Origin of the sequence: Streptomyces sp. HUAS CB01 (assembly GCF_030406905.1) — a bacterium.
GTDB lineage: Bacteria > Actinomycetota > Actinomycetes > Streptomycetales > Streptomycetaceae > Streptomyces > Streptomyces chengbuensis.
In genome coordinates, this window is the sequence record NZ_CP129137.1 from 3,478,654 (window position 1) to 3,491,477 (window position 12,824).

At 73.4% G+C, this 12,824-nt stretch carries 12 protein-coding genes; 3 read left to right on the forward strand and 9 right to left on the reverse strand.

Annotated elements, in window-relative coordinates; translation table 11 throughout:
- The first annotated feature begins 77 nt into the window (after positions 1-77).
- On the forward strand, positions 78-677 hold the full coding sequence (locus QRN89_RS15315) for a flavin reductase family protein (RefSeq protein ID WP_290353718.1): 600 nt from the start codon (positions 78-80) through the stop codon (positions 675-677).
- 236 nt (positions 678-913) lie between these two features.
- Here QRN89_RS15315 and QRN89_RS15320 read toward each other — a convergent pair whose 3' ends face one another.
- Together QRN89_RS15320 and QRN89_RS15325 are read right to left on the reverse strand one after the other, a co-directional pair.
- A complete protein-coding gene (locus QRN89_RS15320) occupies positions 914-1,840 on the reverse strand; it encodes a hypothetical protein (RefSeq protein ID WP_290349959.1) in 927 nt (308 codons plus the stop codon).
- 80 nt (positions 1,841-1,920) lie between these two features.
- The gene (locus QRN89_RS15325) at positions 1,921-3,246 is read right to left on the reverse strand and encodes an MFS transporter (protein WP_290349960.1); all 1,326 of its coding nucleotides are present in this window, start codon (positions 3,244-3,246) and stop codon (positions 1,921-1,923) included.
- A gap of 70 nt (positions 3,247-3,316) precedes the next feature.
- On the opposite strand from QRN89_RS15325, the gene QRN89_RS15330 reads away from it, so the two are divergent.
- Positions 3,317-4,369, forward strand: coding sequence for a GlxA family transcriptional regulator (locus tag QRN89_RS15330; RefSeq protein ID WP_290349961.1), 1,053 nt, complete (start codon positions 3,317-3,319; stop codon positions 4,367-4,369).
- A 34-nt stretch (positions 4,370-4,403) separates the two neighbouring features.
- Here QRN89_RS15330 and QRN89_RS15335 read toward each other — a convergent pair whose 3' ends face one another.
- From QRN89_RS15335 to QRN89_RS15345, 3 genes are read right to left on the reverse strand one after another with little or no spacing between them, the layout of a single operon-like run.
- Complete coding sequence (locus tag QRN89_RS15335) at positions 4,404-5,453, reverse strand: Zn-dependent alcohol dehydrogenase (protein ID WP_290349962.1); 1,050 nt, start codon at positions 5,451-5,453, stop codon at positions 4,404-4,406.
- Positions 5,450-6,628 (reverse strand): acyl-CoA dehydrogenase family protein, encoded by a 1,179-nt coding sequence (locus QRN89_RS15340; RefSeq protein ID WP_290349963.1) that lies wholly within the window; start codon positions 6,626-6,628, stop codon positions 5,450-5,452. Before QRN89_RS15340 ends, QRN89_RS15335 begins: the two co-directional genes overlap by 4 nt.
- A 15-nt stretch (positions 6,629-6,643) precedes the next feature.
- A complete protein-coding gene (locus tag QRN89_RS15345) occupies positions 6,644-7,555 on the reverse strand; it encodes an SDR family oxidoreductase (RefSeq protein ID WP_290349964.1) in 912 nt (303 codons plus the stop codon).
- Between the two features lie 83 nt (positions 7,556-7,638).
- Between QRN89_RS15345 and QRN89_RS15350 the strand changes: the two genes are divergently transcribed.
- Entirely contained in the window at positions 7,639-8,565 is a 927-nt protein-coding gene (locus QRN89_RS15350) for a cyclase family protein (RefSeq protein ID WP_290349965.1), read from the forward strand.
- A gap of 33 nt (positions 8,566-8,598) precedes the next feature.
- On the opposite strand, the gene QRN89_RS15355 is transcribed toward QRN89_RS15350, so the two are convergent.
- From QRN89_RS15355 to QRN89_RS15370, 4 genes are all read right to left on the reverse strand, one after another.
- Positions 8,599-9,087: an ATP-binding protein gene (locus QRN89_RS15355; RefSeq protein ID WP_290349966.1), complete on the reverse strand. Its 489-nt coding sequence runs from the start codon at positions 9,085-9,087 to the stop codon at positions 8,599-8,601.
- A 432-nt stretch (positions 9,088-9,519) separates the two neighbouring features.
- Entirely contained in the window at positions 9,520-10,377 is an 858-nt protein-coding gene (locus QRN89_RS15360) for an acyl-CoA dehydrogenase family protein (protein WP_290349967.1), read from the reverse strand.
- 5 nt (positions 10,378-10,382) lie between these two features.
- Positions 10,383-11,516: an acyl-CoA dehydrogenase family protein gene (locus tag QRN89_RS15365; protein ID WP_290349968.1), complete on the reverse strand. Its 1,134-nt coding sequence runs from the start codon at positions 11,514-11,516 to the stop codon at positions 10,383-10,385.
- Positions 11,516-12,712, reverse strand: a complete 1,197-nt coding sequence (locus QRN89_RS15370) for an amidohydrolase family protein (protein WP_290349969.1) — start codon at positions 12,710-12,712, stop codon at positions 11,516-11,518. The genes QRN89_RS15365 and QRN89_RS15370 overlap by 1 nt, the downstream gene beginning before the upstream one ends.
- Between the last annotated feature and the right edge of the window lie 112 nt (positions 12,713-12,824).

Genomic DNA, 12,824 nt, shown 5'->3' on the forward strand with positions numbered 1-12,824 from the left:
CGGGGCGAGGGGGCGGCGGAGGGTTCCTATCTGACGAGCCGTCAGGTTCAATGGACGGTGTGATGGGACACGCAGGGATGGCCGCGACCGCCGTCCGCTACCTCCGCTCCGTCGGCGCCGCCACGGCGGCCGGACCGGCCTTCGACGCGCTGCCGCGTCCCGTGCTGCGCACCGTCGGGGAGGACGAGCGGCTGCCGGTCGCTCCTGCCGAATTCCGACGTGTGCTGGGGCAGTTCGCGAGCGGCGTCACGGTGATCACGGCCCAGGACGAGGAGGGCAGCGGCCCGGCGGGCTTCGCCTGCCAGTCCTTCGCCTCGCTGTCGCTCGACCCGCCCCTGGTGGTGTTCATGGTCGCCCGTACGTCGACGACCTGGCCGCGCATCGCCCGCGCGGGGGCGTTCTGCGTCAACGTCCTCGGCGCGGACCAGGGCGGGCTCTGCCGCGCCTTCGCGGTGAGCGGCGCCGACAAGTTCGCGGGCGTCGGCCACACCCCGGCCCCGGTGACCGGCTCTCCCCGTCTCGCCTCCGTCCCCGCCTGGATCGACTGCACGATCAGCACGGTCCACACCGGTGGCGACCATCTGATCGTGGTGGGGCGGGTCGAGGCCCTGGGCGCCGAGGAACACGGCGATCCGCTGCTGTTCCACCGGGGACGCTTCGGGCGCTTCGCGCCGTAGGCGCCGGGCGGGGACCTCGTCGTCGGCAAACCCGCACGGCTGTCGGGGCAGGGCCTTCCCGGTGAGCCGTGCGCGGAGAGAGGGTCCGGGAGGAGTCGCGGCACCCCGGCGGCGTGCGCCGGACGGACGGACCGCTCGCGACGTACGGAACGCGCGTCGGGCCATCGGTCCCAACCGCCGGACCGGCGCGCACGGCTCCCCGTGGGATCGTCCCGCCCATCGGGACGCGGCTGCGGTCAGCGCACCCGGGTCAGCGTGTGGACGTCCGGGGAATCCGGGTCCCCGCACACGTGGTGCAACTCCAGGGCGCCGGCGGTCCCGCCGACGCTCCACCCGGGAAGCGCGCAGTCCGGCACCTCGACGGAAACGGTCTGCCGCCATGGGTCGTCGTCCGGTACGAACCTCCAGGTGCCGGTCCCTCCGCAGCGTTCGCCGCCGGTGCCCCCCTCGGCCGGCTCGTGCTTGACGGCGACCGCCTCGGCCGTACCGTCGGGCGAGAGGCGGAGCGTTCCCCCACTGCCGTCGGACCACGTCCCGGTGAGCGGGTCCTTCGTCACGCGGGGCGGCGTGTACACGTCCATCAGTCCGGTCTGCGAGGCCGCGCCCCCGAGCGCGAACACCACGGCGACCAGCAGCGTGCCGTACAGCAGCACCGTTCTCAGGCGCAGCCCGGGACGGCCGGCCTCGCGCCGCAGGACGGAATGCCGGGCCAGCAGGGCCGCGACGGCCACCCCGGAGGTGCCGACGAGCCAGGTGCCGAGGGCGAGGCCCGGCCCCTCCCAGCCGGCGACCGCGGCCGCCGGTACCGCCACGAGTCCCGAGGAGACCAGCGGTACCCACCACCACGCCTCGCGTCCGGTCAGCCGACGGCCCAGCCAGGCCGCGAGAACCGCCACGGGAAGCACCACCGCGGCGGTCCCCACGACGGCCACCGGCAACCCGAAGCACAGCAGGAACGGGATCATCAGCAGGAAGACCCCCGGGTCCCGCGGCTGTACCGGGGACGGCTGCCCGAGGGCGACGAACTCATGGACTTCCAGGGCGAGAACCGTCGCCATGAACAGTCCTGCCGCCGACACCACGTACGCGTTCGAGTCCTGCCACGCACCGCCCCGGCCGGGCACCCCTCGCGGCGGCACCGTCCCCCACCCTCCCCTGACCATGTGGTCCACCTCCGGCGGGAATTCTGCTCCGGGCCGGAAGGCGGCCTGCGTCTGGGTTGCCCGTCGGCCCTTCCGGGGCCTCAGGCCACCGCCACCCCTGCCCGCGCCCCCGCTCCTCGCCGCCGGATCACCAGCGCCATCAGCGCCGCCGCCGCGCACAGGGCGCCCGAGGCGTACCAGACCACGTCGTAGGTGCCGAAGACGTCGCGGGCGAGGCCGCCCGCGAACGCGACGACCGCGGCGCCGACCTGGTGGGAGGCGAGGACCCAGCCGAAGACGATCGCGCTGTCGTCGCCGTAGTGCTCCCGGCACAGCGCGATCGTCGGCGGGACCGTGGCGACCCAGTCGAGGCCGTAGAAGACGATGAAGAAGATCATCGGCGGGTGCACGGACGGCGCCAGGAGCATCGGCAGGAAGAGCAGCGAGACGCCGCGCAGGGCGTAGTAGACGGCGAGCAGCCGGCGGGCGTCGAAGCGGTCGGTGAACCAGCCGGAGGCGATCGTCCCGACGACGTCGAAGACGCCGATGACCGCGAGCAGCGAGGCGGCGGCCGTGATGGGCATGCCGTGGTCGTGGGCGGCGGGGACGAAGTGGGTCTGGACGAGGCCGTTCGTGGACGCGCCGCAGATCGCGAACGTGCCGGCGAGCAGCCAGAACGGCCCGGTGCGGGCGGCTGAGAAGAGGACGCCCAGGGTGCGGCGGGCCGCGCCCGGCACCGGCGGCGGCTTGGGCACGAACTCCTTGGCCCCGTAGGGGGCCGTCCCCACGTCCGCCGGGTGGTCGCGCAGCAGGAGCCAGACGAACGGGACGACGGCCAGCGCGGCGAGCGCGACGGTGACGGCCGCGGGGCGCCACTGGTGCTCCTGGACGATCCAGGACAGCAGGGGGAGGAAGATCAGCTGCCCGGACGCGGCGGCCGCCGTCAGGATGCCGGTGACCAGGCCCCTGCGTTCGGTGAACCAGCGGTTCGTCACCGTCGCGGCGAAGGCCAGCGCCATCGAGCCGGTACCGAGCCCGACGAGCAGGCCCCAGCAGAGGAGCAGCTGCCACGGCGCCGTCATCCACACCGTCAGGCCGGAGCCGGCCGCGATCACGGTCAGCGCGACCGCGACGACCCTGCGGATGCCGTACCGGTCCATCAGGGCGGCGGCGAACGGGGCGGTGAGCCCGTACAGCGCCAGGTTGATGGAGACGGCGAGCCCGATCGTGCCGCGCGACCAGCCGAACTCCTGGTGCAGCGGGTCGATCAGCAGCCCCGGCAGGGACCGGAAGGCGGCCGCGCCGATGATCGTCACGAAGGCGACGGCGGCGACGAACCACGCGCGGTGGACGCGACGCCGGCGGCGGACCGCCTCCCCGTCGGGGGAGGCGGCGCGGGCTGCGGGGAGATCGCTTGTCTGGGTCACGTCACCAGCATCCGCAGGGCGGGGCACGGCAACGAGTGGCCTGAAGGACAGCATTCGATACGATCGGGCCATGGTCCGTACCCAGGTGTCCGCCCCTCCCCGGGCATCAGCCCCGTCCCCCGATGCCGCACCGCCGCGCACCACGCGCCCGCACCGCGTCGTCGTCCTGGCGCTCGACGGCTGCCTCCCGTTCGAGCTGGGCATTCCGCAGCGGATCTTCGGCCGTGCCGCCGACGCCGCCGGACGGAAGCTGTACGAGGTCGTGACCTGCTCGGTGCGGCCGCCCGGGCCGGTCCGCACGGACGCAGACTTCGCCGTGCTGGTGGAGAACGGCCCGGACGCCCTGGCCACCGCCGACACGGTGATCGTGCCGGCGTCGTACGGGCTGGGCCCCGTCCACGCCGAGGGCGTCCTCACGCCCGAGCTGGCCGCCGCCCTGGCCCGGCTGCGGCCCGGCACCCGGATGGTGTCGATCTGCACGGGCGCATACGTCCTCGCCGCCGCCGGCTTCCTCGACGGGCGGCCCGCGACGACGCACTGGTCGTCCGCCGAGCACTTCCAGAAGACGTTCCCGAAGGTCCGGGTGGACGCGGACGTCCTCTTCATCGACGACGGGGACGTGCTGACGTCCGCCGGGGTGGCCGCGGGCATCGACCTCTGCCTGCACATCGTGCGCCGCGACCACGGCACGGCCGTCGCGAACGACGTCGCCCGGCGCACGATCGTCCCGCCGCACCGGGACGGCGGGCAGGCCCAGTACATCCACCGCCCGGTGCCCGAGCCGCAGACGGCGACGACCTCGGGGGCCCGGGCCTGGGCGCTGGCCCACCTCCACGAGCCGATCCAGCTGCGCGACCTGGCCGGCCGGGAGTCCATGTCCGTGCGGACCTTCACCCGCCGCTTCCGCGAGGAGGTCGGGGTGAGCCCCGGCCAGTGGCTCGCCCGGCAGCGCGTGGAGCGGGCCCGGCAGCTGCTGGAGTCCACGGAGCTGCCCATGGACCGGGTGGCCCGCGACTCCGGGTTCGGGACGGCGCAGTCGATGCGCCAGCATCTGACGGCGGCACTGGGCGTGACGCCGACGGTCTACCGGCGGACGTTCCGCGCGACGGCCGTGCCGCGCTGACGCCGCCGGACCTGCCGCACCCGCCGCACCGCGCTCAGAACGTCAGCACGCCCCGCGCCACCCGTCCGTGCTCCGCGTCCTCGGCCGCCTTGGCGAAGTCCTCCACCGGGTACGTCTCCGTGACCAGTTCGTCCAGCAGCAGCCGCCCCTCCCGGTAGAGCCGGGCGTACAGCGCGATGTCGTGCTGCGGGCGGGAGGAGCCGTAGCGGCAGCCGAGGACGGCCTTGTCCAGGAACATCGCCGCGGGCAGGAAGGTCGCCTCCGCGGTCGGCGCCGGCATGCCGAGCAGGACCGCCTGCCCGTGGCGGTCCAGGAGGTCGATCGCCCGGCGCACCAGTCCCGTGTGCCCGACGCACTCGAAGACGTGCTGCGCGCCGTGCGGCAGCACGTCCCGTACCGCGTCCACGGAGGTGAGGAAGTGCGTCGCGCCGAAGATGCGGGCCGTCTCCTCCTTCGCCGGGTTGGTGTCGACGGCGACGATCGTCACCGCGCCCGCGAGGCGGGCCCCCTGCAGCACGTTCAGCCCGATGCCGCCGGCGCCGATGACCACGACCGTGTCGCCGAGGGCCACCCTGGCCCGGTTGAGGACGGCTCCCACGCCGGTCAGCACCCCGCAGCCGATGAGCGCGGCGGAGGTGAGGGGGATGCCGTCGGGGATCCGCACCGCCTGGACGGCCTCGACCAGGGTGCGTTCCGCGAAAGCCGAGTTGGCGGCGAACTGGTAGAGCGGCTTCCCCGCCCGGGTGAACGGCCGCCCCGGCCTGCCGATCGAGGCCCGGCACATCGTCGGCCGGCCCCGGTCGCACTCCGCGCACGCGCCGCAGTTGGCGAGCGTCGACAGCGACACATGGTCGCCCGGCGCGACATGGGTGACGCCCGCGCCGACGTCCTCGACGACGCCCGCGCCCTCGTGCCCCAGCACGACGGGCACGGGGAAGGGGATGGTGCCGTCGATCACCGACAGGTCGCTGTGGCAGAGCCCCGCGGCCACGACGCGGACGAGCACCTCGCCCGGGGCCGGTTCGCGTATCTCCAGGTCGTCGGCGACCTCGACCCGTTCGCCGTCGAAGACGACACCTCTCACCGCAGCTCCCTGGGTAGGCCGAGCACCCGCTCGGCGATGATGTTCCGCTGGATCTCGTCCGAGCCGCCGTAGATCGTGTCGGCGCGGGTGAAGAGGAACAGCCGTTGCAGCGCGTCCAGTTCGTACGAGGGCGACCAGGCGCCCGGTCCGGCGGCGGCGGCCGCGCCCCGTACCTGCACGGCCAGTTCACCGAGCCGCTGGTGCCAGCCGCCCCACAGCAGCTTCGCGACGCTCGGCGCGCCCGGGTCGCCGGTGCGGCCGAGGGTGCGCAGCGCGTTCCAGCGCATGGTGCGCAGTTCGGCCCACTGGCGGATCAGGCGGTCCCGGAGCACGGGGTCGTCGTCGAGGACGCCGCCTGCGGCGGCGAGGCGCAGGACACGGCCCAGTTCCTCCTCGAAGCCGATCTGCTGGACGAGTGTGGACACCCCGCGTTCCAGGGCGAGCAGGCCCATGGCGACGCGCCAGCCGTTGCCCTCGCCGCCGACCGTTCCGACGGCCTCGGCGCCGTCGAGGAAGACCTCGTTGAACTCGCTGGTGCCGGACATCTGCCGGATGGGCCGTACGTCGATGCGGCCCGGCTGGTCCATCGGCACGAGCAGGAACGACAGTCCGCGGTGGCGGGTGGAGCCGGGCTCGGTGCGGGCCAGGACGAAGCACCAGTGCGCCTCGCGGGCGAGCGACGTCCAGATCTTCTGTCCGGTGACGCGGTAGCGGCCGCCGTCCGCGACGGCCGTGGTCCGCACGGACGCCAGGTCGGAGCCCGCGCCGGGCTCGCTGTAGCCCTGGCACCAGAACTCCTCGCCGCGGGCGATGCCGGGCAGATGGCGGGCCTGCTGGTCCGTGTCGCCGTGGGCGATCAGGGTCGGGGCGAGCAGGTTCTCGCCGATGTGGCCGAGCCGTGCGGGGGCGCGGGCCCGGGCGTACTCCTCGGCCCAGACCACCTGCTGGGTCAGGGTGGCACGGCGGTTGCCGTGGTCGGCGTCCCAGCCGAGTCCGATCCATCCGCCGGCGCCGAGCTCCCGCTCCCAGGCGAGCCGGGTGCGGGCGCTCTCGTGCTCGCTGCCGGAGTCGCCGCGCCCGGCGGCGTCCGCGAACGTGCCGGTGAGACGGTCCTCCAGCCAGGCGCGTGCCTCGTGCCGGAAGGCGCTGTCGTCGGGGCCGAAGGCGAAGTCCATGGCCGCGGGCCCGCGTCAACGGTTCGGGCGGTCGCCGGCGGCGGCCGCCTTCGCCATCGCCTCGAGTCGGGCGAGCATGGGCATCGGGTCGGTGCCGACGGTCCCGGGGAGGAAGTCCGCGATCCGCTCCGGGGTCCACGCGCCGTCGGCGTAGGCCGCCCGGAGTTCGCGGGGCTGGGCCCAGACCGCGATCTTGGGGCCGGCGATCGTGTAGACCTGCCCGGTGATGTTCTCCGCGCGCGCCCGCTCGGACAGCAGGTAGACGACGAGTGCCGCCACGTCCTCCGGCTCCCCGATCTCCTTGAGCTCCATGGGGACGTTGGCCGACATACGGGTCCGGGCGACGGGCGCGACCGCGTTCGCCGTCACGCCGTACTTGTGCAGTCCGAGTGCCGCGCTGCGCACCAGCGAGATGATGCCGCCCTTGGCCGCCGAGTAGTTGGCCTGGGCGACGGAGCCCTGGTGGTTGCCGCTGGTGAAGCCGATCAGGGTGCCGCCGCCCTGTGTGCGCATGACCGCGGCGGCCGCGCGGAAGACGGTGAAGGTGCCCTTGAGGTGGGTGGCGACGACCGGGTCCCATTCGTCCTCGGTCATGTTGAAGAGCATGCGCTCGCGCAGGATGCCGGCGACGCACACGGCGCCGTCGAGCCGTCCGAACCGGGCGAGCGCGGTGTCGACGACCCGCTGCCCGCCCTCCATCGTCGAGATGTCGTCGGCGACGGCGACGGCCTCTCCGCCCGCGGCCTCGATCTCCTTGACCACCGCCTCGGCGACCTCCGAGGCCGGTTCGCCGCCGTCGACGGAGACGCCGTGGTCGTTGACGACGACCTTCGCCCCCTCGGCGGCGCACGCGAGTGCCACGGCGCGGCCGATGCCGCGTCCGGCGCCGGTCACGGCGACGGTCCTGCCTGCCAGGAAGTTCCCCACGTCCGGCCCCTTCCAGTTTCCTGACGGTCCGTTAGATTTTATGGTCCGCCGGATGCATGAGCACAAGCCCCAGGGAGACGCGGATGTCACTGCCGGAGGAGTTCCACGAGATCGCCGAGCGCGTCAACAACTGGGGGCGCTGGGGCGACGACGACGAGATCGGGACGCTCAACCTGATCACCGACGACGTGGTGCGGGAGGCCGCCGCCGCGGTGCGGGCCGGCCGGCGCGTTCCGCTCGCCCTGCCGCTCCGGCAGGACGGCGTCCAGACCGGGATGATCCCGGGGCGGGTGAACCCCCTCCACACCATGGTGCAGATCAACCAGGAGCTGTTCGGCCCCGGCACGGTCGCGACCAGCGACGACGCCGTGACGATGGGGCTCCAGGCGGCCACCCACTGGGACGCGCTCACCCATGTCTCGCACTCGGGCAGGATCTGGAACGGCCGCCCCGCGGACAGCATCACCGCCCACGAGGGCGCCCGCTTCAGCGGCATCGAGACGGTCCGCAGCCTCGTCTCGCGCGGTGTGCTGCTCGACGTGGCGCGCGCCAAGGGCGTGGACCGGCTGCCGGGCGACCACGCCGTCGCCCCGGAAGACCTCGCCGAGGCGGAGGAGTTCGGGGGCGTGCGGGTACGGCCGGGCGACGTGGTGCTCGTCAGGACCGGTCAGATACGGGCGTACCTCGCCGGCGACAGGCACGCGTACGCCCATCCCTCGCCGGGCCTCTCGGTCCGTGCGCCCGAGTGGTTCCGCGCCCGCGACACGGCCGCCGTCGCGAACGACACGCTCACCTTCGAGATCTTCCCGCCCGAGATCGAGAACCTCTGGCTGCCCGTGCACGCCCTGGACCTGGTGGAGATGGGCATGCTGCAGGGCCAGAACTGGAACCTGGAGGAGCTCTCCACGGCCTGCGCGGAGGAACGGCGGTACGCCTTCCTGCTGTCGGCCACACCCGAGCCGTTCGTCGGCGGCACGGGGACACCGGTCGCGCCGGTGGCGGTGCTCTGAGCCCGTCGGCACCGCACCGGCGCGGGGCCGCCGTCAGGCGGTGTACGCGCCCGGCGTCACCCCGGAGGGGAGGACCTGGACGACGGGGACCGCGGGCGGCGGCACCGGGGGGCGGGCCACCACACAGCGGTCCACCTCGCACCAGATGCTCTTGCCCGCGCCCTCGCGCTTCCAGCCCCAGCGGTCGGCCAGACCGTCGACGAGTTCGAGTCCGCGGCCGCCCGTGTCGTCACCGGCCGCGCGGCGCGGCTGCGGCGGCCGCGCGCAGGTGTCCGCGACCTCGACCCGCACCGTGCCCGCCTCCGCCGCGCCGAGGCCGAACAGCATCCGCAGCACGGCCGGACAGCCCGTGTGGACCACCGCGTTGGTGACCAGTTCGGAGATGAGCAGCACCAGCGTCTCGGCCAGCGGCTCGTCGTCCCCTATGCCCGACCCGGCGAGCCGTGAACGGGCCCATCTTCTGGCCCGTCCCACCTCCGCGGGATCCGGCCCGACCTCCAACTGAACCTGAAGCACCTGCACCGCTCACACCATCCGAACCGGCGGACACATCGCCTCGCGCCTCACAGCCATTACGGAACGTGATTTCCCTGCGAGACAGCATGGTTGACGTACAGTCACCGCAACAAGCGCTTCGGGCATATTCCAGCGCGAAGGAGTACCCGTGGTGCATACTGTGCGGCGCAGCTTGCGAATAGTCGAACACCCTGTGCGAGCGGCGCGTTCTTCTCCGCCGGCCCTGTCTGATTCGGGCCGGGGCGTCGGGATCACTGCCCCCGGGCAGTACGCGTCTCGCACCCCACGGAGCGTACCCGAGGGCGGGCCCGACTCCGGGCCGTGACGGCCCGTGCCAAGGACACAACCCGATATCGACGCAGGGTGACTCCCGCGCGTACGCCGCCCGGTTGCCTTCCGGCCCACCGTCCGCCCTCACCGTCGGTTCCCGGCCGGCCCTCAGAGGGCGGCCGCCAGCGCCTCCTCCGCCTGCGCGGCCGTCAGGCCCAGCTCGGCGCGCACCCAGGCCCGTTTGAGGTGCAGATGCACCTCGGCCTCCCAGGTGAATCCCATGCCGCCGTGCACCTGGAGGCAGTCCCGGGCGCCCTGGACCGCGGCCTCGTCGGCGAGGAGCTTGGCGCCCGCGATCTCCACGGGATCGGCGGTCACGGCGGCGGCGTACACGGCGGCGCGGGCCAGTTCGGTCCGCACCAGCATCTGCGCGCAGAGGTGCTTGACCGCCTGGAACGCGCCGATGGGCCGGCCGAACTGCTCGCGCTCCTTCGCGTACCGCACGGCCATCGCCGTGGTGCGCCCGGCGGAGCCCAGCTGTTCGGCCGCCGTCAGCAGCACCGCCGCCGGGTCCGGGTCGCCGGGAGGCGCGGAGGGAATCCGGTGCAGCGGCGTGAGCGGGTCGACGGACCGTACGGGCACGGCGTCCGAGGCGTCCCCGAGCACCACGTCGGCCTCGTCCAGCCAGGGCACGAGCCCCCCGTCGGCCCGGGTGACGACCGTCGTCCCGTCGGCGGCGCCCGCAACGGTACCCGCGGCGAGGTGCGTGGCCACCAGCGGACCCGTCAGCAGCACCCGTCCCGCCTCCTCGAAGACCAGTGCTGCCTCGGGGAGTCCGAGCCCCACACCGCCCTCCGCCTCCGGCAGCCGCAGCGAGAAGAACCCGGTCCGGCCGAGCTCCCGCCACAGGGCCCGGTCGATCCGCGCCCCGGCCGTCCGGAGGGCGTCCGGGGCGCAGCGGGCCGACAGCAGCTCCCGGACGCCCCCGCGCAAGGCCCGCTGGTCCTCCGTCGGTTGGAAGTGCACGGCCCTCACCGCTCCTTCGGCAGGCCGAGGATCCGCTCGGCGACGATGTTCCGCTGGATCTGCGAGGTGCCGGCGGCGATGGTGTACGACAGCGACGACAGCCGGTCGAGGGTCCACTCGCGGGACAGGTCGAGCGCGTCCGGGCCGAGCACCTCGGCGGCCGTGTCGTACAGCTCCTGGCGGGCGTGGGAGTAGCGGAGCTTGAAGACCGAGCCGCCGGTGCCGGGAACGCCGCCGGTGGCCTCGGCCTCGCTGACGTTCCACTGCGTGAGCCGCCACAGGGCGCCGAACTCCGCGTTCAGCCTGCCGAGCCGGCGGCGCAGGACGGCGTCGTCCCAGCGACCGTCCTCCCGTGCCGTGCGGGCCAGTGCGGCGAGCGTGCGGCGGCAGGCGACGACCTCGCCGACGAAGGCGGTGCCGCGTTCGAAGGACAGCGTCACCATCGTGACCCGCCAGCCGTCGTTCTCCTCCCCCACCCGGTTCGCGACCGGCACCCGCACCTCGTCGAGGAAGACCTCCGCGAACTCGGCCGAGCCCGCGAGGGTGCGCAGCGGCCGGACGGTGACGCCGGGCGCGTCCATCGGCATCGCCAGCCAGCTGATGCCGCGGTGGCGGGGCGCCTCCGGGTCGGTGCGCACGAGCAGTTCGCACCAGTCGGCGACCTCGGCGTGCGACGTCCAGATCTTGGCGCCGGTCACGACGTAGGAGTCGCCGTCCCGGACGGCCCTGGTCCGCAGGGAGGCGAGGTCGGAGCCGGCGTCCGGCTCGCTGAAGCCCTGGCACCAGATCTCGTCGCCGCGCAGGATCGGCGGCAGCCAGCGCTCACGCTGTTCGCGCGTGCCCTCGGCGGCGACGGTCGGGCCGGCGTGCAGCAGTCCCACGAAGTTCGCGCCGACGTACGGCGCCCCGGCCTTCTCGGTCTCCTCCAGGAAGATCAGCCGCCGGGTCGGGGACGCGTCCCAGTGCACGTCCGCGTATCCGGCGTCGTAGAGCGCCCGCTGCCAGGCGCTGTCGTGGGCGCGGCGGGCCGGCCAGTCGTCGGGCGGGGGCCGGGGCGGGAGTTCGGGCAGGGCGACGCCGAGCCAGTCCCGCAGCCCGGCCCGGAAGGCCTCCTCCTCCTCCGTGTACGTGAGGTCCACTACGTGTCCAGGTCCAGTCCGAGCATCCGGATCGCGTTGCCGCGCATCAGCTTGTGGACGGTCTCGTCGTCGAGGTCCTTCACATGGTCCAGGGCGACCTCCCTGGTGTGCGGGAAGGTCGAGTCGACGTGCGGGTAGTCCGTCTCGAAGGTGGCGTTGTCGCGCCCCACGACGTCGAGCGAGGCAACACCGTGCTTGTCGCGGAAGAAGCAGCAGAAGATCTGCCGGTAGTAGTACGTGGACGGCGGCTCGGGGACGAGGTCGCGCACGCCGCCCCAGGCCCGGTGCTCCTGCCACACGTCGTCCGCGCGTTCCAGGGCGTACGGGATCCAGCCCATCTGGCCCTCGCTGTACGCGAGCTTGAGCGCCGGGAACTTCACCAGCACCCCGCTGAAGAGGAAGTCCATCATCGACGCCATCGCGTTGTTGAAGGAGAGGGACGCCTGGACGGCGGGAGGGGCGTCGGGCGAGGCGGCCGGCATCTGGGAGGACGAGCCGATGTGCATGTTGACGACCGTGCCGGTCTCCTGGCAGGCGGCGAAGAACGGGTCCCAGTAGCCGGAGTGGATCGACGGCAGCCCCAGGTGGGTGGGGATCTCGGAGAAGGTCACGGCGCGCACGCCACGGGCCGCGTTGCGCCGGATCTCGGCCACCGCGAGGTCGATGTCCCACAGGGGGATGATGCAGAGGGGGATGAGGCGGCCGCCGCTGTCGCCGCACCACTCCTCCACCATCCAGTCGTTGTAGGCGCGGACGCACGCGAGCGCGACCTCCTTGTCCTCGGCCTCGGCGAAGGTCTGGCCGCAGAAGCGGGGGAAGGTCGGGAAGCACAGGGACGCCTCGACGTGGTTGAGGTCCATGTCCTCCAGCCGGGCCCTGGGGTCCCAGCAGCCGCGCCGCATCTCGGCCCGGGTGATCCCCTCCAGCGTCATGTCGTCGCGGTCGAAGCCGACGGCGGCGATGTTGCGCTTGTACGGGAACTTCAGGTCCTCGTAGATCCACCAGTCCGTGGGCGGCCCGTCCGGGTCCATCGTGATCTGGTACTTCCCGCCGACGTAGGCGAGCTCGCCGATGCCCGCGGTGAGGGGCCGGGGTCCGCGGTCCCGGTACTTCGCCGGCAGCCAGGTCTCGAAGAGATGCGCGGGCTCGATCACATGGTCGTCGACGCTGATGATCCGAGGCAGTTCCCGTTCCATCGGGCCCCTCCGTTCGACACATTTCTGACGGGTCGTCAGACAGCAGGCTAGCTCCGCACCCCTGGACCGACAAGGCGACGAGCCCTACGCTTCCGGCGTTATCTGACGATCC